Genomic DNA, 22927 nt, shown 5'->3' with positions numbered 1-22927 from the left:
CGACTCTCCGAGAGTTTGCGGCCTGCAAGATAAGTATAAGCGGCAATTTTGCCTAGGTTTCGTGACAATCCCGTTACGGTTTATTCGGCGGCAGCGCGCAGCTCTGGTCCTCCGTTCCGTATGGTGGCCAGTAATTCCTCGCGCCGCTTGGCCGCCTTGGCCTCGTTGGCCTGCAAGACCGGCCCGAACCCGCGAATGTCCAGCGGCAATTGCGCCAGCGCAATCACTGCGTCGCGGGTCTGAGGTGTAACAAGAGGTTTTATCTCATTGAGATCATTTTCATATTGCTTGATCAACGCGCGTTCCATCCGCCGTTCTGCACTGTAACCAAAAATATCCAGAGGTGTCCCCCGCAGTGACTTCAACCGCGTGAGCAGTTTCATCGGCTTCAAAATCCACTCACCGAAGGAACGTTTGCGCGGACGTCCGTCAGCACCAGTTCCGCCAAGGATGGGCGGGGCCAGGTGAAAGGTCATTTTGAAATCCCCGTCAAACTCGGCCACAGCTTTTTCGTGGCTGCCCAACATCAACCGGGCAACCTCGTATTCATCCTTGTATGACAACAACTTATGATAGCCTTTTGCCACGGCTTCGCGGATTGCTTCATCATCAAACATGTCCACCATTTTGCGATACCGTTTGGCCAACCGACCGCTTTGATACGCTGTCAGGTGCTGCGCACGATAGTCGATCTTTTGCTCCAAAGATCTTGGCATATCTGACACGTTAGGCTCTAAAATGCCTGCGACCTCTTGCGAGTGCAGAACCGCCCAACGCCCAATGTCAAAAGCACGCTTGTTGCGCTCGACGGCAGTTCCATTCAGTTCGATGGCCTGAATTACGGCATCATGGCTGATAGGCAACAAGCCCTTCTGCCAGGCCGCACCAAAAACCATCATGTTGGAATAGATCGAGTCGCCCATTACCGCGCGCGCCAGATCGGTTGCGTCAAACAGTGAGACGTCATCCTTCAACCGCGCCTGCAAGGCCAGTTCGAGCCGGTCACCCGGAATACGGAAATCGGTATCGCGGGTGAAATCTCCGGTCACCGTCTCATGATTGTTGATCACGGCCCCGGTTTGACCCGCGCGCGTCAGACCCAGCGTCTTGGCCCCGGCAGAGACAACCAGATCGCCCCCGATCAGTGCATGTGCCTCACCTGTGGCAACACGAATGGCGCTGATATCCTCGGGCCGGTTTGCCAAGCGACAATGGATATGAACGGCACCACCTTTTTGAGCAAGGCCTGCCATCTCCATCATTCCGGCGCCTTTACCGTCGATCTGTGCCGCCTGTGCCAGGATCGCACCCAGTGTCACCACACCTGTGCCGCCAACACCAGTGATCACCACGTTATGTGTCCCTTTGATTTCAGGCAGCACTGGTTCAGGTAGATCCGGTAGATCGATATCGGTGGTTGCTTCCTTGCGGATTTTTGCGCCTTCCAAGGTTACGAACGACGGGCAAAACCCTTTGAGGCAAGAGAAATCCTTGTTGCAGCTTGATTGATCAATAGCCCGTTTACGACCGAACTCCGTCTCTTTCGGCACAATCGAGACGCAGTTCGATTGCACGCCGCAATCGCCGCATCCCTCGCAAATGTCAGTATTGATGAATACGCGCTTATCGGGGTCAGGAAACTCACCTCGTTTGCGCCGACGCCGTTTTTCGGCTGCGCAGGTTTGGATGTAGACGATGACCGAAACACCCTCGGTCTCGCGGAACTGTTCTTGTACCCGCATCAAATCCGCGCGCTCAAAGGTTTCCACACCAGCAGGCATCGCCTTGAAATTCACATCTTCCTTTTCATCATAGACTACGGCCACGTTCTGCACGCCCATAGCCTTGACCTCGGCAACAATCCGTTCCGCCGACAGTCCGCCCTCGTTTTCCTGGCCGCCGGTCATGGCAACCGCATCGTTGAACAGGATTTTGAAAGTGATGTTGGTGCCCGCAGCCAACGCCGCCCGGATCGCCTGCACACCGGAATGGTTATACGTCCCGTCACCAAGGTTCTGGAACACGTGCTTGGTGGTCGAAAAAGGCGCTTCGCCGATCCAGTTTGCGCCCTCACCCCCCATCTGCGTGAACCCGGTGGTCTCGCGGTCCATCCATTGCACCATATAATGACAGCCAATACCCGCGTAGGCGCGACTGCCGTCGGGCAACCTGGTAGAACTGTTATGCGGACAGCCCGAACAGAAATACGGCAGACGAGTCGCGATTTCTTCGGCGTTGTCGGCTCGGCGGGCCTCGGACAGTTTGGCCAAACCGGCGCGGACGCCTTCTGTGTCGTGGCCCTCTTCGATCAGAATCTCACCCAGCTTCTCGGCGATCATATTCGGATCAAGCGCACCACGGGTCGGAAACAGTTCCTCGCGATGCAGAGTCCCGGCCCCACCCTTGTACCAGCCATAAACCCGGCGTCCGCGACGGTCGTCAAAGATGGCTTCTTTGACCTGAACCTCGATCAATTTTCGCTTTTCTTCAACGATAACAATCAGGTCCAGTCCCTCAGCCCAGTCGTGAAATCCAGTCATATCCAATGGGAAAGTCTGGCCGATTTTGTAGGTTGTGATCCCCAACCGTTCAGCCTCATCCGCGTCGATGTTCAGCAATGACATGGCATGGGACAGATCCAGCCAGTTCTTGCCGGCCGCGACAAACCCGATCTTGGCGCCGGGTTTGCCCCACACACGCTTGTCCATCTTGTTGGCGTGCGAGAACATCTCGGCCGCGAAACGTTTGTGGTCGATGATCCGCCCTTCTTGCAGGTGCGGCGTGTCGCCCAAACGTATGTTCAATCCGCCCTCGGGCATGTCGAACTCGGGCACGACAAGCTTCATCCGGTCAGCACTGCCATCAACGACCGACGTGACCTCAATCGTGTCCTTCATCGTCTTCAGGCCAACCCAAAGCCCCGAAAACCGGCTGAGCGCGAAACCGTAAACGCCATAGTCTAAAATCTCTTGCACACCCGCAGGGCTGACAATTGGCATGTACATATCAACCAAAGACCATTCCGACTGATGCAGAACGGTCGAGCTTTCGCCAGTATGGTCATCACCCATCGCCACCAGCACGCCGCCATGTTTGGCCGTACCCGCCATATTGGCGTGGCGCATCACGTCACCGGACCGGTCTACACCCGGCCCCTTGCCGTACCAGAGACCGAAAACACCATCGAACCGCCCATCCCCGCGCAGCCCAGCCTGCTGACTGCCCCAAAGCGCTGTGGCGGCTAGGTCCTCGTTCAAACCGTACTGGAACGTGATGTCGCTTTCAGTCAGCTGTTTCTGTGCCCGCGTCATCTGTAGGTCCACCGCGCCCAGCGGTGAGCCGCGGTACCCGGTCACCAATCCAGCTGTATTCAGTCCTGCCTGCGTATCCCGGGACTTTTGCATCAGCATCAGGCGAACCAGCGCCTGCGTGCCGTTCAAAAGAATTGGATTCTTATCCAGATCGTAACGATCATTTAGCGATATTTGCGGCTGACTCATCAAACGCCTCCCCACGTCAGATCAGTGTGCTATGTATTTCTACATTTTAGGTCATAAATTCTGACCTGCATAGGGTTTATCCCCTGAAACCTAAGGATTTCACCGTTTGAATGTAGAAGTTGCTACCTATTTCATATAGGCAGTTCGAAAGATAACGAAAGTTGCGGCGATGGATTGGGACAAGCTTAGAATATTTCACGCAGTTGCGGATGCAGGCAGCCTGACTCATGCGGGTGACAAGCTGAACTTGTCGCAATCGGCCGTCAGCCGACAGATCAGAGCGTTGGAAGAGTCGCTTGATTCGACGCTGTTCCACCGCCACGCGCGCGGGTTGATCCTGACAGAACAGGGCGAGTTGTTGTTTGACGCAACCTCGGCCATGACAAAACGTCTGGACGCTGCTGCTGCGCGCATTCGCGACAGCGAAGAAGAAGTGTTTGGCGTTCTGCGCGTCACAACTACGTACGGCTTTGGCACGCTTTGGCTGGCGCCGCGCCTGCCGAAACTGTACGACCAGTTCCCCGATCTCAATATCGACCTGATGCTGGAAGAGCGCGTGCTAGACCTGCCCATGCGCGAGGCTGATGTCGCCATCCGCATGAAAGAGCCCAGCCAGGCCGATCTGGTCCGCAAACGCCTGATGACCGTGCAGATGCAGCTGTATGCGACGCAGGAATACATCGATACCCATGGCGGTATGCTGAAATCTTTGGACGAAATCAAAAATCACCGGCTGATCTGTCAGACACCTTCAGCACCGCAAGTTGGTGCAGGTGCTGCGATGGTGCGCCATCTGATGACCTACAATCCAGGATCACTGCTGACCGTGAACAATTATTTTGGTGTTCTTCAGGGTGTGTTGCATAACTTGGGTATTGGCGTCCTGCCGGACTACGTTACCCAAGGGCTTCCCAATGTCGCGCCGATCCTGTCGGATATCGAAAGTGCGGATGTTCCCGTATACCTCGCCTATCCCGAGGAACTGCGCCATTCCAAGCGCGTCGCGGCCTTCCGTGACTTTGTTCAGGATGAGATCATAACGCAGCGCAAACAATTGAAGCAGATGGGAAAACTCTAGCTATGCACCACTGGCATAGCGGGGTTGATCAGCAATCATTCTGAAATCTCTTGATCGTTCACAAAGTGATCCCTAAATGAACTCTCGAAGGCGGTGATGCTGAAACGCTCATCATCTTCATACCTCCCTGTTGGACTACGGCCGAGCTTAGTGCTCGGCCTTTTTTTTGGCCATTCGGCAACGCGCCCTGTGTTCGGCTGGCAAAACATCTGGGAAACTCGGGCACTTAGACCTATGATCACGAAAAATTCACGAAGACTTGTGTTCGAGGACAGATTCGATGTTTCAGCCCCTTCGCCTTTTGTTGGCGATACTTTCCGTCATTTGCCTTTCAGGGCCGGTTCTTGCGCAGGATAGCGGATCGACCGGTTCCTCAACCACTATCAGCATTCCCGATGATCTGACGCCTGAACAGGTGGACGATCTGGTCGCGCGTATGTCTGACGATCAGGTCCGCGCTATTTTGCTTGAGCGTTTGGACGCGGTCGCTGAACAAAAGGCTGCCGAAGCAGAGGATCGCGAAGATCCCATCAAGGAAATCGGCGCGATTTGGGCGGCAATGGTGACGTCCTGGACGCAAGTCGTAGTCACGGTGCCAAATATATTCAGCGCTCAGGCCCATGCGGCCAAGAACTTTATAGGCACATTCGGATCAAGCGGCGCTCTTACGTTGATGGGTTTGATTCTGAGCGTTTTGATTGCAGGCTACATTGCGGAAAAGCTTTTCTACCTGCTCACCAACAGATGGCACAGCCAAGCAAGCGCGACCGAAGAAAGTGACCTTTGGGGTGCGGTACGCTTCCTGTTTCGCCGTTTTTGTCGCGAGATCGCCGGGCTAGTTGTTTTTTATGTCGTGATCCGCGCCTTGGGACGCGGATTGTTGACGCCTGAACAACTGACCTACGCCGCACCTTTCGTCCTTTACCTGATCTGGGTTCCACGCCTGGGCGCGGCTGCCTCGCGGTTCATACTGGCCCCGAACCAACCCCAATATCGGCTGGTCAACATTGACGACCACTGGGCAAAATATCTGCACCGCAATCTGATCGGGCTGTTGATCCTGATCGGGTTGACGTTGTTCATTATCCATTTCAACGAATTGAACGGCATCACCGGGCGTGAAACCCGGATCGGGTTCTGGCTGAACGGTGCGATCCACATCTATATCGGAGTGATTGCCTGGAAAGCCCGTGAAGGCCTGTCCCAAATGATGCTGGGGACAGACCCGGACCACACCAAGTTCGACGAGGAAGTCGCTCATTATTACCCATATTTCGCCATCGGCGTATCTGCGGTGATCTGGCTACTTGTCGAGTTCCTGGCTGCTCAGCGCGACCCGATGTTGCGCGCCTTATTGTTGCAGGGTGCACATTTCACCACCATGTTCTGGCTGCTGATTGCACCCGCTCTGGACACGCTGATACGTGGTTTGGTGCGCCATCTGCAGCCGCCGATGCAGGGCGAAGGCCCCGTGGCCGAAAAGGCGTATAAGTCGACCAAGCGCAGCTATATCCGCATCGGACGGGTCTTGGCTGGCATTCTGGTCATCTTGATGATCGCCAACGCCTGGGACCTTGATCTTCGGGAAATCGCAGGCGGAGGTGATGAATCCGGCAGCAAGGTTATCCAGTTCTTTATCATTATTGCCGTTGGCTACATCCTCAATGAGCTTGTGTCGCTTTGGGTCAATCGCCGTCTGGCCAAAGAACAAGCAGCAGATCAAAGCCCGGATGAAGAGGCTGGCGAAGGTGGTGGCTCGGGTGGGTCACGATTGGCCACCGTCCTGCCCCTGCTGCGTGTGACCGCTCAGGTCGCTATCGCGGTCATCTTTGTGCTGCTGGCGCTTGGGGCGTTGGGGATCAACATCACCCCCCTGCTGGCCGGTGCTGGTGTCCTGGGTCTGGCCATTGGTTTTGGCGCACAAAAGCTGGTGGCCGATATCGTGGGCGGTATCTTCTTCCTGGTCGATGACGCCTTCCGCGTTGGAGAATACGTAGATGTCGGTGGCACCACCGGGACGGTCGAAAAAATCTCGATCCGTTCAATGCAACTGCGCCACCACCGCGGGCCGGTTCACACAATTCCCTACGGTGAGATTCAAAAGCTGACCAACTACAGCCGCGACTGGGTCATCATGAAGCTGAAATTCACCGTGCCCTTCGACACCGACCCCAACAAGGTCAAGAAGATCTTTAAGAAGATCGGTGCCGAGATGATGGAGGACGAAACCCACAAGGACGGCTTCCTGCAGCCCTTCAAGTCGCAAGGCGTGTTCGACTTTGATGATGTCGGCATGATCATCCGCGGCAAGTTCATGGCCAAGCCGGGTAAGCAGTTCACCCTGCGCAAGGAAATCTTCAACCGTGTGAAGGCAGCGTTCAAGGAAAACGGCATCGACTTTGCCCGCCGCGAGGTGCGCGTTGCGATCCCCGGCCTGGATGACGTGGATAACCTGAACGAGGAGCAAAAGGCAGCTATCGGTGCAGCAGCCGGAGAAGCAGCAAACCAACAAGCGGAACAGCAGGGTCAGAAATCGGGTTCGGAACACGGTGCGCCAAAATAACGACCTGACACTACAAACATGCAAAGGCCGCCCTCAGGGCGGCCTTTTTTCATCGGATTGGCACAGGAAACCATCAGACCCCGGTCTTAACCCTTTCCACCGACGCGCCCTTGCCCTAAAAGGCGCGCAATCTCGGCCACCTTGAGAACAGGACAGACGATGCAAGAGCCCGCCATCACACCGGATCTGATTGCCGCCCACGGATTGAAGCCCGACGAATACGACATGATCCTTGAGATCATCGGCCGCGAGCCGACCTTCACCGAGCTGGGCATCTTTTCCGCCATGTGGAATGAGCATTGCTCGTACAAGTCCTCGAAGAAGTGGCTGCGCACCCTGCCCACTTCGGGTCCGCAGGTGATCTGCGGTCCGGGTGAGAACGCCGGTGTCGTTGATATTGGCGATGGGCAAGCGGTTGTTTTCAAGATGGAAAGCCACAACCACCCATCTTACATCGAACCCTATCAGGGCGCGGCGACCGGGGTTGGTGGTATCTTGCGCGATGTCTTTACAATGGGTGCGCGTCCCATTGCGTCAATGAACGCACTGTCCTTTGGCGAGCCCGGCCACCACAAGACTCGCCAGCTGGTCAATGGCGTTGTCGAAGGCATCGGCGGCTATGGCAACTGCTTCGGAGTACCCTGCGTCGGCGGCGAAGTTCGATTCCATCCCGCCTATAACGGCAACTGCCTTGTGAACGCCTTTGCCGCAGGTCTGGCCGACAGTGACAAGATTTTCTATTCGGCAGCCTCGGGTGTTGGCATGCCCGTCGTCTATCTGGGTGCCAAAACCGGTCGCGACGGGGTTGGTGGTGCAACCATGGCCTCGGCCGAGTTCGACGACACGATCGAGGAAAAACGTCCCACCGTTCAGGTCGGTGACCCCTTCACCGAAAAGCGCCTGATGGAGGCGACGCTGGAATTGATGCGAACCGGTGCCGTGATTTCGATTCAGGACATGGGTGCGGCGGGTCTGACCTGTTCCGCCGTTGAAATGGGCGACAAAGGTGGTCTGGGCGTGCGCCTCGATCTGGAGAACGTCCCTCAGCGCGAAGAGGATATGACAGCGTACGAGATGATGCTGTCTGAGTCTCAGGAACGCATGCTGATGGTCCTGAAGCCTGAGCTTGAGGCCGAAGCCCGCGCCGTGTTCGAGAAATGGGATCTGGATTTTGCCATTGTCGGCGAGACCATCGCCGAAGATCGCTTCCTGATTGTCCATAACGGCGAGGTTAAAGCCGATCTTGTGCTGTCGAAGCTGTCTTCCACCGCACCGGAATACGACCGCCCGTGGGAGCTTACGCCCGAAGCCGAAGAACTGGCCGAGGTCCCGCAGATCGACCCGATCGACGGCCTGCGCGCCCTCCTCGCTTCGCCGAACTATGCGGGCAAGCAATGGGTGTACGAACAATACGACACCATGGTCATGGCCGACACCGCGCGCACGCCGGGTCTGGGTGCGGGCATGGTTCGCGTGCATGGCACAGACAAGGCATTGGCCTTCACCAGCGATGTCACCCCCCGCTATGTGCGCGCCAACCCGGTTGAGGGTGGCAAGCAGGCCGTCGCCGAAGCGTACCGCAACCTGACTGCCGTTGGGGCAAAACCACTGGCCACCACCGACAACCTGAATTTCGGAAACCCCGAAAAGCCCGAGATCATGGGCCAGTTTGTTGGCGCAATTCAGGGTATCGGCGCTGCGGTCGCCGCGCTGGACATGCCCATCGTGTCGGGCAACGTGTCGCTGTATAATGAGACCGACGGTCAAGCGATCCTGCCTACCCCGACCATTGGCGCGGTTGGCCTGTTGGACCACACCGACGAAATCATCGGTAACGAGGTCCGCGAAGGCCACGTCGCGCTGGTCATCGGCGAAACAAATGGGCATCTGGGTCAGTCGGCCCTTCTGGCCGAAGTGTTCAACCGCGAAGACGGCGACGCGCCGCATGTCGATCTCGACGCCGAAAAGCGCAATGGTGAGTTTATCCGCTCCAATCGCGAGATGATCAAGGCCTGCACCGACCTGGGTGATGGCGGCCTGGCCCTGGCGGCTTTTGAACTGGCCGAAGCCGCAGGTGTCGGCGTTCACCTCGACGAAGCCTCGACCGAATTTTTGTTTGGCGAAGATCAGGCCCGTTATCTGGTCGCCTGCAACTTTGACCAGGCCGAGGCGCTGATGATCGCAGCAGGTCAGGCCGGTGTTCCGCTGGTCTCGGTTGGTCGCTTTACTGGTGACGTTGTCAAAGTCGGCAATTCCGAGGCCCCTCTGGCCGAGTTGACGGACACGTTCCGCGACAGCTTTGCCGCCGCCGTGGCCTGATCATATCTTGAAGCTAATTCGCGATACCTGCGCCCATATTGGCGCAGGTATTGTCGTTTCAGGCCCCTTATCACACCCTTGCGCGCCCCGCCCGGGCGCTCTACATCTTGAGAAAGACCTTCAGGAGTTACCTACATGCCGATGAGCACCCACGAAATCGAACACCTGCTGCGCGAAGCCTTTCCGGATGCAGAAATTCAGGTCGGCGGGCATGACGGCGTTCATATGTCCGCCATGGTCGTGGACGAGAGCTTTCGCGGGAAAAATCGGGTGCAGCAACAACGCGCGGTCTATGCTGCGTTGAAAGGCAAGATGGACGGCCCGGATGGAGAATTACACGCATTGGCGTTGACGACGAAAGTGCCTGAATGACGATCACGTTCTGGATTTACACGATTAGCGGTTTACTGGCATGTGTCGGTTTCGTGTTGATTCTGAAATCAACTTTCGGCAAATCCAAATACAAACAGAAACGCGGCGCAACACCCAGCCAGAACGCGAGCTTAGTTGCGTCTACAACAGACTCGGGTAAAGGAGGTGGCGTTAGTGCAATGCCGATACCTCGAGATCCTCGGCAATATACTAAAGCAATGTCCCCAAAAAAATGAATGGCTGGCTGTTCTGGATAGGTGTAATCGCAGCATTGATAGTTGCCGCCGCATTGATCGAAGCCTATGTGAAACGCAACCGGAAACGTAACCTCGCCGATATGCGTCCCGATCCGGACAATATCAGCAAGGTTGGCGGCATTGAAAGATACGGGCTGGATCCGCTGGCCCTGGCGCAAGCCGAACACCGGCGGTTAGAGGAAGAAGGATGGGACCCCGACCCGTCACAGAATGAAACGGCGGCCCCCGATGCGGGCAAAGAGGACAAGCAAGATGACCGACGTTAAGACCCAGATCGACGACACAGTCAAAGCCAACGACGTGGTGCTGTACATGAAAGGCACCAAAGAGATGCCGCAATGCGGGTTCTCGTCCCGCGTGGCCGGTGTGCTGAACTATATGGGTGTGGACTACACCGATGTGAATGTCCTCGCCGATGACGAAGTACGTCAGGGCATTAAGGACTATTCCGACTGGCCGACCGTTCCGCAACTGTATGTCAAAGGCGAGTTCGTTGGCGGCTGCGACATTATCACCGAGATGACCCTGTCTGGCGAGTTGGACACGCTGTTTGACGACAGCGGTGTCGGCTACAACAAAGAAGCAGCCGACAAGATCCGCGAAGCAAACGCTTGATCAGCGGCTGACGCAATTATCCAGAATGACCTGCTCACTGGCGGCATCCGATCCTGTCGCCAGAAAGCTCACCGTTGCGTCCCATCCTTTTGAGCGCAGGATGTACGTCCCTGTCCCTCCGCTGGATTCATAGCGTATGCCGGAACCGCTTTGGACCTGACGCAGAGTGACCAATTGGTTGTCTACCATCATTGCTGCTGCACTCGACCCGTCCGGCGCGTTGAAATAGGCCACTTCCAATGGCACGCCGTTCTGGCATGTGAATGTCACTGGCAGAATGTCGATCTCAGCCCAAGCCAAGCCACCGGGCAAAGCAAATGCCACGGCGCAGGCGACCGTCTTTACAGAGTTCATCCCGCTGACTTCTCCTCGATCACGGATGCCAAGGCTTCGGCCCGCGCGGCTATTTCCGCCAGCGTGTCCGTCACTGACGGAGGTACCACGGCCACCTCGATACGCTCAGGCTCGGGCTGTGGCATGTTTCTGAGAGTTCGAAGCTCGGTCTCAACCTCGGCCAGCTTTGCCTCGAGCGCCTTGATCTTGTCATCGGTTCCGGCGGCCTTGTCGGCCAGCATCAGCCCGGCCATCAGCAGCATCCGTGATTCTGGCATGCGCCCGATCTGATCAGACAAAACTTGCGCCTCGTCATCCAGCAATTTGGCAGCCGAATGCAGGAACGCTTCTTCCCCCTCCTGGCACGAGACATCAAAGCCGCGGCCACCGATTTGAATAGTCAATTCGGGCATTATTCAACCTCTCCTTCTGCCAGTTTCGCCTTCGACAGCAACGGCTCTAACCGCGCCAGAACTGCGTGCGCTTCGGCAGCGTCGGTTGCTTGTGCGGCGCGCGTCGCCTCAAGTTCGGCCACTGTTGCGCGGTTAAGCAGATCAGCATCCGGCACGCCGTCTTCGGCGGCGGCGCGCAGTTCATCCACCGATTGCCGCAACTGTTCATTCGCCTTGCGCATGCGTTGCAGATCGTCATCCAGACGGGACATCGCCGCCCCGTGACTGGATCGCTCAGCGCGCAACATATCCAGCTCGGCGCTCAACTCGGCGACGCGTTCGCTGTCCGCCAGTTCAGACCGCAGGCGCGCGTTTTCGGCTTCGACACCCTGTGTCGCAGCCGCGGCGGCCTTGAGCTGAGCATTTTCGGCCTTTAGCGCCTCAACCTCATCCTGATTTTCCAGCGCGGCCTTAGCCGCGGCCAACTCGGCGCGGGCGGCCTCAACCGAGGCCAGTTTTGCCTGCGCCTCTGCCAATTGCTCGCGCAATGCCCCGTTTTCCGGGCTTTCAACGGGCGTGGTCCGCAGCCGTTCCATGTCCGAACGCATGGCGTCGACTTCTAGTTCGTGGCGCTCTTTCAGCGATTTCAGACGTTCTTCCAACTGCGCATTGGCGACACGTTCATCATCCAATGCCGTCCGCAGAGCGTCATCTGCACCACCGCTGACCGGAGACGTATCCCGCAGCGTATCGACGCCGGTCCCTATCCGATCCATTGCAGCAACAATACGGCGATGTAATTCTTCGATCTGGCTCATGCCCCTGCCACCTCTTAACCAAGGTTCCTTGTATCGCGGATATTCCGAATCAATATCATCCACGTCTTGCCCTAGTCTAACCTAACGAGGCGGAAAATACCCACTGTTTGCTTTCAACAACTTGGGCAGCTTTCTTGAACTACTACCTCATCAGAAATCCCGGTTCTACTTGCACTTTGGAGGGTGGATGGTATTGAGCGCCACATCTGCCTGTAATCCAAAGGAACAACGCCCGTGGACCTGACTGCGCTGCGCAATGCAAACCCCGAACACTGGGACAAAGCTGCGGCCATCCGCACCCTGACCCTTGACGCCGTCGCCGCCGCCAATTCCGGCCATTCCGGTATGCCGATGGGCATGGCCGACGTTGCGACCGTGCTGTTCGAAAAGCACCTGAAATTCGACGCCTCGGCCCCGAATTGGCCTGACCGCGACCGGTTTATCCTGTCGGCGGGTCACGGTTCGATGCTGATCTATTCGCTGCTGTATTTGACCGGCCACGGCGACGTGACCCTTGAGGAAATCAAGAACTTCCGCCAGTTGGGTGCAAAGACAGCTGGTCACCCGGAGAACTTCCTGGTTGATGGCATCGAAACCACGACCGGCCCGCTGGGCCAAGGCATCTCGAACGCGGTGGGCTTTGCCATGGCCGAAGAAATCCAGCGCGCGCATTATGGCAAGAAGGTTGTGGATCACTATACCTATGTGATCGCCGGCGACGGCTGCCTGATGGAAGGCGTCAGCCAAGAGGCAATCACCTTGGCCGGTCGTCATGAGCTGAGCAAGCTGATCGTCTTCTGGGACAACAACAACATCACAATCGACGGCACCGTCGATATGGCTGATCGCACCGATCAGGTGCGCCGTTTCGCAGCCTCGGGCTGGCACGTAATCGAGATTGACGGGCATGATCCGCAAGCCATCGACACAGCCATCGTACAGGCAAAAAAGTCGAATAAACCGACCATGATTGCCTGCGAAAGCCACATCGCATTGGGTCACGCGGCTCAGGATACCTCGAAAGGTCACGGCGCGCTGACCGATCAGGACCAACTGAAGGCTGCGAAAGAAGGCTATGGCTGGCCGCATGACGCGTTCCATGTGCCCGCCGAAGTGAAATCCGCATGGGAGGCCATCGGTTCCCGCGGCGTCGCCGAGCGTACGGCTTGGGAAGAACGTTTCGCGCAGTTGTCCGAACGCAAGCAAGCCGAATTCAACCGCGCCTATGCGTTTGAAGCGCCCAAAAAACTGGCCGGTGCGATCCGCGCGTTCAAAAAGCAGATCTCGGAAGATCAACCGAAACTGGCCACTCGCGCTTCGTCCGAAAAGGTTCTGAATGTCGTGAACCCGATCATGACCGAAACCGTGGGCGGTTCGGCTGACCTGACCGGTTCGAACAATACCAAATCAGCCGATATGGGGGTCTTCCTACCGGAAAATCGTAAGGGCCGTTACATCCATTACGGAATCCGCGAACACGGCATGGCTGCAGCAATGAACGGTATGGCCCTGCACGGCGGCATTCGCCCTTATGGCGGTACGTTCATGGCGTTCACCGACTATGCCCGTCCGTCCATGCGTCTGGCAGCGCTTATGAAGGTTCCTTCGGTCTTCGTGATGACTCACGACTCGATCGGTCTGGGCGAAGACGGTCCGACCCACCAGCCGGTCGAGCATCTGGCAATTTCGCGCGCGACCCCGAACACCTATGTGTTCCGCCCCGCAGATTCTGTGGAAACCGCCGAAGCGTGGGAACTAGCCCTGACGTTCAAGGACAGCCCCTCCGTTCTGTCGCTGACCCGTCAGGGCGTTCCGACCGTACGCACGGAACACAAAGCCAAGAACCTGACCGCGCAAGGCGCATATGTGCTGGCTGATGCCGAAGGCAAACGTCAGGCCATCCTGATCGCAACGGGTTCCGAGGTTTCTTTGGCTATGGAAGCCAAAGCGATGCTTGAGGCTGAAGGCATCGGTACTCGCGTCGTGTCCATGCCCTGTATGGAGTTGTTCGCACAGCAGGACGAAGCCTATCGCAAGCGCGTTCTGCCCGGTGGTCCGGTCCGCGTCGGTATCGAAGCCGCCGTTCGCGCCGGTGGCTGGGATCGCTGGCTATTGGGTGAGCGTGGCCGCGAAGCCAAGGCCGGCTTCATCGGTATGTCCAGCTTCGGCGCGTCCGCTCCGGCGAATGAGCTGTACAAGCATTTTGGCATCACTGCCGAGGCGACCGTTGCTAAGGTCAAGGAATTACTGGGACTATAATCCAGCACACGAAGAATAAGGCAAAGGGCGGCATCAGCCGCCCTTTTTATTTTCATTTCAATGTGTTGCGGTCTTCTTTGATAGCAATGGCCCGATCACCTTGGTGGCTACAGGAATCAGAACAAAGCCCCACGCCAGACCAAACACACCATCCATTGCTGCTTTGGAAATCCATTCGACAGCCCCTACCCAGCCGTCTGACACGGAAAGCCCAATCGCATATGCCCAGTCGTGGATGTGATGGCCCAGCCAGCCGAAGCCCAGAACTTCCATCCCGTGAATGATGATCGACCCGCCGACCCACAGCATCGCCGCGGTCCCAACAATAGACAGGGTCTTCATCACACCGGGCATTGCCTTGACCAATCCACGCCCCAGCCCGCGCCCGACAGGTGTCGGGGCATTGTTTGCCAGAAACAATCCGACATCATCCATCTTCACGATCAACGCGACCGAGCCATAGACGGCCACCGTCACCCCGATGCCCACAACCGCCAGAGTCGCCGCCTGCATCCACAGATTCGGCGCCTCGATCGCGGCCAGTGCGATGGTCATGATTTCAGCGGACAGGATGAAATCCGTTTTGATCGCACCTTTGACTTTCTGCTCCTCTAGATGGCCAGGGTCGCGCACGTTCATGTCTTCATCAATGGCATGGCTGCCATGTGGAAACAGAACATGAAATATTTTTTCAGCCCCCTCGAAGCATAAGTAAGACCCACCGATCATAAGCAGCGGCGTAATAAGCCAGGGCGCAAAATTGGCCAGCAAAAGGGCCACAGGCAGCAACAGCACGATCTTGTTGAATACCGATCCACGCGCAATCCGCCAGATGATTGGCAACTCGCGCGCAGGCGCAAAACCCTGAACGTATTTCGGAGTGACGGCTGCATCGTCAATAATCACCCCTGCCGTCTTGGCCCCGGCCTTTCCCGCCGCCGCCACCACGTCGTCCACCGACGCCGCTGCAACCTTGGCGATCCCCGCCACGTCATCCAAAAGAGCCAAAAGACCGCTCATCGCGCTACCTTTCCTGTCACCTGCCGCCTCAGGAACCTACCCAATCTTACAGCCAGTGCAAGCGTTAGCGCAATCGTACGAAGTTTGCGCTAACACATTAAAAATATGCCGCTTTTGCTCTTTTGAGATTCACCAATCGCGGCTATATGGCCTGCAAGGCAAGCGCATTTGGAGACGTCACATGACCATAAAGGTCGGCATCAATGGTTTTGGCCGTATCGGCCGCTGTACCCTGTCGCATATTGCAGCGTCAGGCCGGAACGATATCGAAGTTATCAAGGTCAACGCGACCGGGCCGCTGGAAACTTCGGCTCATCTGCTGAAATACGACAGCGTTCATGGACGGTTTCCGCGCGACATCGCCATCAATGGCAACACCATGGATCTGGGCCGCGGCCCGATGGAGATGTTCTCGACCTACGACATGAACGAGCTGGATTGGGAAGGCTGCGACGTCGTTCTGGAATGCACCGGCAAATTCAATGACGGCACCAAGGCGAAAACGCACCTCGAGCGTGGCGCTGGCAAGGTTCTGTTGTCCGCACCGGGCAAGAACGTCGACAAAACCATCGTGTTTGGTGTGAACCACAACACGCTGACCGCCAACGACAACATGGTCTCGAATGGGTCTTGCACCACGAACTGCCTTGCTCCGCTTGCCAAGGTTCTGGACGAAGGTGTCGGCATCGAAAACGGCATCATGACCACGATCCACGCCTATACTGGCGACCAGCCGACCCTGGATCGCCGTCACAGCGATCTGTATCGCGCCCGTGCCGCTGCCATGTCGATGATCCCGACATCGACCGGAGCTGCGAAAGCACTGGGTGAGGTTCTGCCGAACCTGAAAGGCCGTCTGGACGGTTCCGCCATCCGCGTACCTACCCCGAACGTGTCGGCGGTGGACCTGACTTTCCGCTCATCGCGCGAAGTGTCTGTCGAAGAGGTCAATGAAATCGTTCGCGAAGCCGCGCTTGGCCCGATGCAGCGCGTTCTGGGTTATGAACCCGCGCCGCTGGTTTCGACCGATTTCAACCACACCGAAGAAAGCTCGATCTTTGCGCCGGAACAAACCCGCGTTGTAGACGGCCGCCTTGTCCGGGTTCTGGCCTGGTACGACAACGAATGGGGCTTCTCGGTTCGCATGGCCGATGTCGCCGTTGCCATGGGTCGGCTTAACTAAGACCGGTTTGAAATCTTGAACATTTTTGCCCGCTCAGGTTATCTGGGCGGGCATTTTCGTTCGGGGCCGCTATGACCAACCAAATCGCTATCTGGCTTGGCCTCTTGATCCTTGGCGGGTTGATTCTGGACTACGCCATCTTTGGACCCGAACATTTGGTTTTCCTCGCGAAAAAGCTTTACGCCTTTCTGAATTGGCTGGCTTTCTGGCGCTGACAGAGGTTTTGCTTGACTTTTCCGCTCATCTGGCTTTGTTAGCGCTAACTTTACTAAAGTCGAAATTCGGACGGAGCGGAACATGACACTCAAGCTGGCAATCAACGGATTTGGTCGGATCGGACGCGGAGTTCTGCGTGCAGTGATGGAATCGGGACGCACAGATGTAGAAATTGTTGCCATCAACGATTTGGCAAAACCCGAGATGAACGCTCATCTGTTCGAGTTCGACAGCGTACATGGCCGTTATTCCAACAAGGTGACATTGACCGACGAACGCCTGGACGTTGGCGCAGGCCCCATTCGTCTGTCCAGCGAGCGCGACCCCGAAGCGCTAGATTGGTCGGATATCGACGTAGTTCTGGAATGCACAGGCGTTTTCCGCACCCGCGAAGCGGCTGAACGTCACCTGAAAAACGGTGCCAAGAAAGTCCTGATCTCTGCGCCTGCGCGGGGCGAAGGTGCCGTCAAAACAATCGTCTATGGTGTGAATGAGCATGAGCTGACAGCCGGGGATACCGTTGTTTCAAATGCTTCATGTACCACCAACTGCTTGTCGCCAGTTGCCGCCGCGCTGGATGCCGGGCTTGGCATCGTCCATGGCAACATGACCACGGTCCATGCGTATACCGCCAGCCAGCCAGTTCACGATGCCGCGGGTAAAGACCCCTATCTGTCGCGCGCTGCGGCTTTGTCGATGATCCCGACCACCACGGGTGCCGCAGCGGCTGTCGGTCTTGTCCTGCCGCAATTGGCAGGCAAGCTGACCGGTCAGGCCATCCGTGTTCCGACGCCCAACGTGTCTGTTGTCGATCTGGTTGCCGAAGTATCGCGCCCCACCAGCGAAGACGAGGTCAACGCGCTGTTCGTCGAGGCCGCCGCCAAAATACCGGGCGTTCTGGCCGCCGAAAGCCGCCCACTGGTGTCGATGGATTTCAACCACGATTCCCATAGCTCGACCGTGTCATTGGCCGAGACCAAAGTCACCGACGGCACATTGGTGCGCGTTCTGGCCTGGTATGACAATGAGTGGGGCTTTTCGAACCGGATGCTGGACACAGCCGCCGCGATGGGCGCGTTAGCCTAACCTTTCGCGCAATGCAGTATGAACGCGGGGCGTCACGAATTTCGACACGTCCCCGTTCAGGCGCGCGATTTCCTTAACCAGTTTCGATGCGATGGCCTGATGCCGTGCTTCGGCCATTAGAAAGACGGTTTCGATTGAATCGTCCAAAGCACGGTTCATTCCGACCATCTGGAATTCATACTCGAAATCCGCAACGGCCCGCAGCCCGCGAACAATGATTTGTGCACCCACATCGCGGGCGCAATCGATCAGAAGGTTTTCGAACGGATGAGCGACAATTTCGGTTCCGGTTTGTTCAGACAAAAGTGCACATTCCGCCTCGATCATGGCCACGCGCTCTTCCAGAGAAAACAACGGTCCCTTATCGCGGTTGATCGCTACTCCAATCACTAGCTTGTCGACCAAAGCCGAGGCGCGCCGGATAATGTCAATATGGCCCAGAGTTATCGGGTCAAAGGTTCCGGGGTATAGACCAACCCGCATCACGCTCTCCTGCGTTCTGGAAATTCTGCGTCAGCAAACATAACTTTGCTGTCGGCGCAAGAGGTTGCTATCGCAACCAGCCCCGTCAGTGACCCATAATCATACCTTGAAGGGCATCCTTTTCCATCGCCAGCTCGGCCAATTGCGCCTTGACCACATCGCCCAGGGTCACAATGCCTATCAGCTTACCCTCTTCGACCACGGGCATGTGGCGAAAGCGGCCTTCAGTCATGCGGGCCATGATGTCTTGCACGGTGGCCTGTCGTGTGGTGGTGATCAGATCCTTTGTCATGTAAGAGCTGACCGGCTGCGTCAAACATCCGCTGCCACTGGCAGCCAATTCACGAACGATATCGCGTTCAGACAGAATGCCGGTTGCCGTCTGACCACCATCTTCGGAAACGATGACGGTACCAATGCGCTTTTCAGCAAGGATTTTCGCAGCCTCCGACACAGTCATCGAAGGCTCGACCGTCACGACGCTGTCTGTCGCCTTGGATTTTAGAATGCCCTGAACGAGCATGAAAGCACCTCCGGAATAATGAATTTATCCAAAGCGTTGCGCGATTGTGTCGACCTGTCAAGCGTTGGCATCGGCTTCAAGCCGCGCAACTTCGTCACGGATGCCTTGCGTTAAAGCCTCGGCAAAGCGGTTTAACCGTTCGTTGCGCTGATCGCCCTGATGCCGGACAAGATAGAAGCTTCGCGTCAAACCCACTTGATCCGTCAAGATTTTCCGCAGGTTTGGATGGAACGGCAAAGTAAAGTCATGGGCAACACAAACACCGGTACCCAACGAAACCTGTCGCAATTGAACCGAGACCGAATTCGATGCAAGTGCGACACGGTCAACGCCAATATCGTTGAGATAGTCCAGCTCTCGGTCAAAGATCATATCCGGGATGTAACCAATCAGGCGGTGCCCCTTAAGATCGTTGACTGAACCAATAGGCGCATGGCGATCCAGATAATCCTGCGTGGCCACCATATGCAGCTTATAATCGCTGATCTTCTTGACCAACAACCTTCCTGCTGTGGGCGCGCTGACAGTTACGGCCATGTCGGCCTCACGCCGGGATAGGTTGATGATCCTTGGCAGCGCCAGGATCTGGATGTCCAGATCAGGGTTGGCATCACTGATTTTCGCACAAACCTGTGGCAACAGGTAATTGGCGCTGCCATCGGGCGCACCAATCCGTATCTGCCCACTGAGGGATTTGGTCGAGCCAGTGACCACACCAGCCGCCGCGCGCATCGCCTCTTCGGCCTGCAAACCGTGGTCCAACAGGCGTTCACCTGCGGCGGTCAGGATGTATCCCTGTTGCGACTTCGTAAACAACAGCGCATCCAATGTTGTCTCAAGCCGCGCAATGCGCCGCCCTACAGTTGCAGGATCAATCTTGAGGATACGGCCCGCCGATGACAGGCTTTCCTCGCGCGCGACGGCCAGGAAAACCCGCATATCATCCCAGTTCGGATTCATATTTTCCCTTTTGCATTTTTGCAAAGCAATTTTGAAACATTGCCTCTGTTCACCAAATTTTTGCAAGTCTATTTTGCCGACAGATCTACCCGGAAGGAATTTGTCATGCAGAACCTGACCCACTATATCAACGGCGAGAATGTAGAAGGTACATCTGGCCGTTTCGCCGACGTGTTCAACCCCGCCACCGGCGAGGTTCAGGCCCATTGCCCGATGGCCAGCGTTACCGAAACCGAAGCTGCGATTGCCGATGCCGCTGCTGCTCAACCTAAATGGGGAGCAACGAACCCCCAGAAACGTGCTCGCGTGATGATGGCAATGGTTGGCTTGATGAACCGCGACATGGACAAACTTGCCGAAGCGCTGAGCCGCGAGCACGGCAAAACCATCCCCGATGCCAAGGGTGACCTTCAGCGTGGCCTGGAAGTGATCGAGTACTGCATCGGCGCACCGCAGATGCTGAAGGGTGAGTTTACCGACAGCGCAGGTCCCGGCATTGACATGTATTCGATGCGCCAGCCTCTAGGTGTTGTCGCCTCGATCATGCCGTTCAACTTCCCAGCCATGATGCCTCTGTGGCATGTCGGCCCGGCTTTGGCCTGCGGCAACGCGGTGGTACTGAAACCGTCCGAGCGCGATCCTTCCGTGCCGCTGATGCTGGCAGAACTGTTCGTCGAAGCTGGCCTTCCCAAGGGCGTATTCCAAGTCGTGAACGGCGATAAGGAAGCGGTCGACACTCTGCTTGACAGCGAAATCATTCAAGGCGTCAGCTTTGTCGGTTCAACACCGATCGCGCAATATATCTATTCCCGCGCAACCGCAAACGGGAAGCGTGCACAATGCTTTGGCGGTGCGAAGAACCATATGATCATCATGCCGGATGCCGATCTGGATCAAGCCGCCGACGCTCTGGTCGGAGCTGGTTTCGGAGCAGCTGGCGAACGCTGCATGGCAATTTCGGTTGCTGTACCCGTAGGCGAAGAGACCGCCGACGCGTTGATCGAGAAACTGATTCCGCGTGTCGAGAAACTGAAGGTTGGCCCCTACACCGCCGGGGACGATGTTGATATGGGACCGGTTGTAACCGGTGCTGCCAAAGAGCGTATTCTTGGCCTGATTAACTCGGGTGTTGAACAAGGTGCAAAGCTGGTCGTCGACAACCGCGATTTCAGCTTGCAGGGATATGAAGACGGCTTCTTTGTTGGCCCGCACCTCTTCGACCATGTCACACCCGACATGGACATATACACCCAAGAAATCTTTGGCCCAGTTCTGTCCACCGTTCGCGCAGGTTCGTATGAAGAAGCGCTGAAGTTGGCGATGGACCATGAATATGGCAATGGTACCGCGATCTACACCCGCGATGGCGATACCGCGCGTGACTTTGCGAGCCGTGTCAACATCGGCATGGTCGGCGTCAACGTTCCGATCCCGGTTCCGCTGGCCTATCACACCTTTGGTGGTTGGAAAAAGTCCATGTTTGGTGACCTGAACCAGCACGGCCCAGACAGCTTCAAGTTCTACACCCGCACCAAAACCGTGACTTCGCGCTGGCCGTCGGGCATCAAAGAAGGTGGCGAGTTCAACTTCAAAGCGATGGACTGATCTGCATCCGCAAAACTGCCTACCACCAATACCGGCCCCCAACGGGCCGGTATTTTTTGGCGAAGTATTGCCACAGTGGATAAGAAAATCCCGGCTTCACGATAAATTCACAGCTCTGCCACTGGAAAAGCAACTAAAGCGACAATAGTTTGTTGCCAATTTCCTAGTTTTGAGCAGTACGAATACCGGAGGCCGCTTTGTCAAATCCGTACATGACCCGCCGCTCTGCCCTGTTGGGCGCAGCTTCTCTTTTGGCGACGCCCGCCTTGGTGCGCGCTCAAAGCTCTGATGCCTTCCCGGTGGATGAAGAGGCCATCAGCACGCAATTGCCAGTACGCCGCAATGTGTCGTCGTTCTCGCAACAGAACTGGCAAGACCACTTCGATGAGCTGGGTGTCGGCTGCCTGCTGGCCGATATCACTAGCCGAGCAGTGCATTACTGGGGACCGGACGGAACGTATAAGCTGTACCCCAGCTCAGTTCCGATGAGCGAAGAGCTTACCAAGCGCGGCTATACCGAGGTCAAGCGCAAGACTGAAAATCCAAGCTGGACTCCAACCGCGTCTATGCGTGAACGTGATCCATCCCTGCCCGTACGCATGGAAGGTGGCGATCCCGGCAACCCGTTGGGAACTCGCGCCATGTATCTGGGCTGGCCCGCTTATCTGGTGCATGGCACCCATGACACGCGCAAGATTGGCCGCCAAAGCTCGTCAGGGTGTATCGGCCTTTACAACCAGCACGTTGAGGAACTGTACCCTCTGGTCCAGGTTGGAACTCAGGTCAGACTGGTTTGACAAAAAAGCCCCGGCCACCAGGACCGGGGCTTTCTACTTAGCGGGGGTCGTTATTCCGGCAGGATCACCGCATCAATTACATGGATCACGCCATTGCTGGCTTCAATGTCGGCCTGCACAACTTTGGCATCATTGACCTTGACGCCTTTTTTGGCGTTCACGCTCAGCTGGTCGCCCTGTACCGTGCGAACCTTAGCGCGTTTGCCGGCAATATCACCTGACATCACCTTGGCCGGGACCACGTGATAGGTCAAAATCTCGACCAGTTGATCCTTATTTTCCGGCAACAGCAGCGTTTCAACCGTGCCTTCAGGCAACGCGGCAAAAGCTTCGTCTGTGGGTGCAAAAACGGTGAACGGTCCATCACCTTTTAACGTGTCAACCAGACCTGCGGCCTGCACAGCGGCGACCAGAGTGTTGAACGATCCGGCCGAAACGGCGGTGTCCACGATGTCGGCAGCTTGTGCCTTGACGGGCAGTGCAAGTGCAAGTGCGGCGGCGGCGCCCATGAATGTGCGGCGAAACATGGCTGTTATCTCCTCTCCAGC

At 56.7% G+C, this 22927-nt stretch carries 21 protein-coding genes; 12 read left to right on the top strand and 9 right to left on the bottom strand.

Annotated elements, in window-relative coordinates; all coding sequences use genetic code 11:
* Positions 1 to 80: 80 nt before the first annotated feature.
* Positions 81 to 3500, bottom strand: a complete 3420-nt coding sequence (locus GOX21_RS02150) for an indolepyruvate ferredoxin oxidoreductase family protein (protein WP_170375182.1) — start codon at positions 3498 to 3500, stop codon at positions 81 to 83.
* A gap of 169 nt (positions 3501 to 3669) precedes the next feature.
* Here GOX21_RS02150 and GOX21_RS02145 point away from each other — a divergent pair, with 169 nt between their 5' ends.
* The 6 genes from GOX21_RS02145 to grxD all read left to right on the top strand — a co-directional run bounded on the left by GOX21_RS02145 (position 3670) and on the right by grxD (position 10704).
* The gene (locus GOX21_RS02145; protein WP_170348597.1) at positions 3670 to 4578 is read left to right on the top strand and encodes a LysR family transcriptional regulator; all 909 of its coding nucleotides are present in this window, start codon (positions 3670 to 3672) and stop codon (positions 4576 to 4578) included.
* A 280-nt stretch (positions 4579 to 4858) separates the two neighbouring features.
* Entirely contained in the window at positions 4859 to 7141 is a 2283-nt protein-coding gene (locus tag GOX21_RS02140) for a mechanosensitive ion channel family protein (RefSeq protein WP_170375180.1), read from the top strand.
* Positions 7142 to 7300: 159 nt separating this feature from the next.
* On the top strand, positions 7301 to 9460 hold the full coding sequence (gene purL, locus GOX21_RS02135; RefSeq protein ID WP_170375176.1) for a phosphoribosylformylglycinamidine synthase subunit PurL: 2160 nt from the start codon (positions 7301 to 7303) through the stop codon (positions 9458 to 9460).
* Between the two features lie 135 nt (positions 9461 to 9595).
* Entirely contained in the window at positions 9596 to 9832 is a 237-nt protein-coding gene (locus tag GOX21_RS02130; RefSeq protein ID WP_170348594.1) for a BolA/IbaG family iron-sulfur metabolism protein, read from the top strand.
* A 232-nt stretch (positions 9833 to 10064) separates the two neighbouring features.
* Positions 10065 to 10355: a hypothetical protein gene (locus GOX21_RS02125; protein ID WP_170375174.1), complete on the top strand. Its 291-nt coding sequence runs from the start codon at positions 10065 to 10067 to the stop codon at positions 10353 to 10355.
* On the top strand, positions 10342 to 10704 hold the full coding sequence (gene grxD / locus GOX21_RS02120; protein WP_170375172.1) for a Grx4 family monothiol glutaredoxin: 363 nt from the start codon (positions 10342 to 10344) through the stop codon (positions 10702 to 10704). The genes GOX21_RS02125 and grxD overlap by 14 nt, the downstream gene beginning before the upstream one ends.
* On the opposite strand, the gene GOX21_RS02115 is transcribed toward grxD, so the two are convergent.
* From GOX21_RS02115 to GOX21_RS02105, 3 genes are read right to left on the bottom strand one after another with little or no spacing between them, the layout of a single operon-like run.
* Complete coding sequence (locus GOX21_RS02115) at positions 10705 to 11058, bottom strand: MliC family protein (RefSeq protein WP_170375170.1); 354 nt, start codon at positions 11056 to 11058, stop codon at positions 10705 to 10707.
* Positions 11055 to 11450, bottom strand: coding sequence for a cell division protein ZapA (locus GOX21_RS02110; protein ID WP_170358299.1), 396 nt, complete (start codon positions 11448 to 11450; stop codon positions 11055 to 11057). The genes GOX21_RS02115 and GOX21_RS02110 overlap by 4 nt, the downstream gene beginning before the upstream one ends.
* Positions 11450 to 12247: a hypothetical protein gene (locus tag GOX21_RS02105; protein ID WP_170348589.1), complete on the bottom strand. Its 798-nt coding sequence runs from the start codon at positions 12245 to 12247 to the stop codon at positions 11450 to 11452. The genes GOX21_RS02110 and GOX21_RS02105 overlap by 1 nt, the downstream gene beginning before the upstream one ends.
* A gap of 234 nt (positions 12248 to 12481) precedes the next feature.
* Here GOX21_RS02105 and tkt point away from each other — a divergent pair, with 234 nt between their 5' ends.
* On the top strand, positions 12482 to 14506 hold the full coding sequence (gene tkt / locus GOX21_RS02100; RefSeq protein ID WP_170375168.1) for a transketolase: 2025 nt from the start codon (positions 12482 to 12484) through the stop codon (positions 14504 to 14506).
* Between the two features lie 57 nt (positions 14507 to 14563).
* On the opposite strand, the gene GOX21_RS02095 is transcribed toward tkt, so the two are convergent.
* Positions 14564 to 15526: a DUF808 domain-containing protein gene (locus GOX21_RS02095; protein WP_170375166.1), complete on the bottom strand. Its 963-nt coding sequence runs from the start codon at positions 15524 to 15526 to the stop codon at positions 14564 to 14566.
* A gap of 181 nt (positions 15527 to 15707) precedes the next feature.
* Between GOX21_RS02095 and gap (GOX21_RS02090) the strand changes: the two genes are divergently transcribed.
* The 3 genes from gap (GOX21_RS02090) (at position 15708) to gap (GOX21_RS02080) (ending at position 18011) form a co-directional block, all read left to right on the top strand.
* Positions 15708 to 16709, top strand: coding sequence for a type I glyceraldehyde-3-phosphate dehydrogenase (gene gap, locus GOX21_RS02090; protein ID WP_170358292.1), 1002 nt, complete (start codon positions 15708 to 15710; stop codon positions 16707 to 16709).
* 71 nt (positions 16710 to 16780) lie between these two features.
* Positions 16781 to 16924: a hypothetical protein gene (locus GOX21_RS02085; protein ID WP_170375164.1), complete on the top strand. Its 144-nt coding sequence runs from the start codon at positions 16781 to 16783 to the stop codon at positions 16922 to 16924.
* 82 nt (positions 16925 to 17006) lie between these two features.
* Entirely contained in the window at positions 17007 to 18011 is a 1005-nt protein-coding gene (gap, locus tag GOX21_RS02080) for a type I glyceraldehyde-3-phosphate dehydrogenase (RefSeq protein WP_170375162.1), read from the top strand.
* Here gap (GOX21_RS02080) and coaD read toward each other — a convergent pair.
* The 3 genes from coaD to GOX21_RS02065 all read right to left on the bottom strand — a co-directional run bounded on the left by coaD (position 18003) and on the right by GOX21_RS02065 (position 19977).
* Complete coding sequence (coaD, locus tag GOX21_RS02075; protein ID WP_170348583.1) at positions 18003 to 18494, bottom strand: pantetheine-phosphate adenylyltransferase; 492 nt, start codon at positions 18492 to 18494, stop codon at positions 18003 to 18005. The genes gap (GOX21_RS02080) and coaD overlap by 9 nt on opposite strands.
* A gap of 85 nt (positions 18495 to 18579) precedes the next feature.
* Positions 18580 to 19017 carry a CBS domain-containing protein gene (locus GOX21_RS02070; RefSeq protein ID WP_170348582.1) on the bottom strand — a complete coding sequence of 146 codons (438 nt, stop codon included), beginning with the start codon at positions 19015 to 19017 and terminating at the stop codon, positions 18580 to 18582.
* 57 nt (positions 19018 to 19074) lie between these two features.
* Entirely contained in the window at positions 19075 to 19977 is a 903-nt protein-coding gene (locus tag GOX21_RS02065; protein WP_170348581.1) for a LysR family transcriptional regulator, read from the bottom strand.
* A 105-nt stretch (positions 19978 to 20082) separates the two neighbouring features.
* On the opposite strand from GOX21_RS02065, the gene GOX21_RS02060 reads away from it, so the two are divergent.
* Positions 20083 to 21582: a CoA-acylating methylmalonate-semialdehyde dehydrogenase gene (locus GOX21_RS02060; protein WP_170375160.1), complete on the top strand. Its 1500-nt coding sequence runs from the start codon at positions 20083 to 20085 to the stop codon at positions 21580 to 21582.
* Between the two features lie 212 nt (positions 21583 to 21794).
* Positions 21795 to 22379: a L,D-transpeptidase gene (locus GOX21_RS02055; protein WP_170349399.1), complete on the top strand. Its 585-nt coding sequence runs from the start codon at positions 21795 to 21797 to the stop codon at positions 22377 to 22379.
* Between the two features lie 50 nt (positions 22380 to 22429).
* Here GOX21_RS02055 and GOX21_RS02050 read toward each other — a convergent pair whose 3' ends face one another.
* Positions 22430 to 22906, bottom strand: a complete 477-nt coding sequence (locus GOX21_RS02050; RefSeq protein WP_170348579.1) for a fasciclin domain-containing protein — start codon at positions 22904 to 22906, stop codon at positions 22430 to 22432.
* Positions 22907 to 22927 lie beyond the last annotated feature (21 nt).

The organism is Ruegeria atlantica, from assembly GCF_013032005.1.
In the GTDB taxonomy this organism is placed as follows: domain Bacteria; phylum Pseudomonadota; class Alphaproteobacteria; order Rhodobacterales; family Rhodobacteraceae; genus Ruegeria; species Ruegeria atlantica_A.
This window is presented reverse-complemented; position numbering and strand designations above follow the sequence as displayed.

Coding starts and splice junctions, on each gene's coding strand:
- GOX21_RS02050 (WP_170348579.1), bottom strand. CDS start 22,906: ATGTTTCGCCGCACATTCATGGGCGCCGCCGCCGCACTTGCACTTGCA.
- GOX21_RS02070 (WP_170348582.1), bottom strand. CDS start 19,017: ATGCTCGTTCAGGGCATTCTAAAATCCAAGGCGACAGACAGCGTCGTG.
- GOX21_RS02085 (WP_170375164.1), top strand. CDS start 16,781: ATGACCAACCAAATCGCTATCTGGCTTGGCCTCTTGATCCTTGGCGGG.
- grxD (WP_170375172.1), top strand. CDS start 10,342: ATGACCGACGTTAAGACCCAGATCGACGACACAGTCAAAGCCAACGAC.
- gap (WP_170358292.1), top strand. CDS start 15,708: ATGACCATAAAGGTCGGCATCAATGGTTTTGGCCGTATCGGCCGCTGT.
- GOX21_RS02130 (WP_170348594.1), top strand. CDS start 9,596: ATGCCGATGAGCACCCACGAAATCGAACACCTGCTGCGCGAAGCCTTT.
- GOX21_RS02060 (WP_170375160.1), top strand. CDS start 20,083: ATGCAGAACCTGACCCACTATATCAACGGCGAGAATGTAGAAGGTACA.
- GOX21_RS02125 (WP_170375174.1), top strand. CDS start 10,065: ATGAATGGCTGGCTGTTCTGGATAGGTGTAATCGCAGCATTGATAGTT.
- GOX21_RS02065 (WP_170348581.1), bottom strand. CDS start 19,977: ATGAATCCGAACTGGGATGATATGCGGGTTTTCCTGGCCGTCGCGCGC.
- GOX21_RS02150 (WP_170375182.1), bottom strand. CDS start 3,500: ATGAGTCAGCCGCAAATATCGCTAAATGATCGTTACGATCTGGATAAG.
- GOX21_RS02105 (WP_170348589.1), bottom strand. CDS start 12,247: ATGAGCCAGATCGAAGAATTACATCGCCGTATTGTTGCTGCAATGGAT.
- coaD (WP_170348583.1), bottom strand. CDS start 18,494: ATGCGGGTTGGTCTATACCCCGGAACCTTTGACCCGATAACTCTGGGC.
- GOX21_RS02145 (WP_170348597.1), top strand. CDS start 3,670: ATGGATTGGGACAAGCTTAGAATATTTCACGCAGTTGCGGATGCAGGC.
- purL (WP_170375176.1), top strand. CDS start 7,301: ATGCAAGAGCCCGCCATCACACCGGATCTGATTGCCGCCCACGGATTG.
- GOX21_RS02115 (WP_170375170.1), bottom strand. CDS start 11,058: ATGAACTCTGTAAAGACGGTCGCCTGCGCCGTGGCATTTGCTTTGCCC.
- GOX21_RS02095 (WP_170375166.1), bottom strand. CDS start 15,526: ATGAGCGGTCTTTTGGCTCTTTTGGATGACGTGGCGGGGATCGCCAAG.
- GOX21_RS02140 (WP_170375180.1), top strand. CDS start 4,859: ATGTTTCAGCCCCTTCGCCTTTTGTTGGCGATACTTTCCGTCATTTGC.
- gap (WP_170375162.1), top strand. CDS start 17,007: ATGACACTCAAGCTGGCAATCAACGGATTTGGTCGGATCGGACGCGGA.
- GOX21_RS02055 (WP_170349399.1), top strand. CDS start 21,795: ATGACCCGCCGCTCTGCCCTGTTGGGCGCAGCTTCTCTTTTGGCGACG.
- GOX21_RS02110 (WP_170358299.1), bottom strand. CDS start 11,450: ATGCCCGAATTGACTATTCAAATCGGTGGCCGCGGCTTTGATGTCTCG.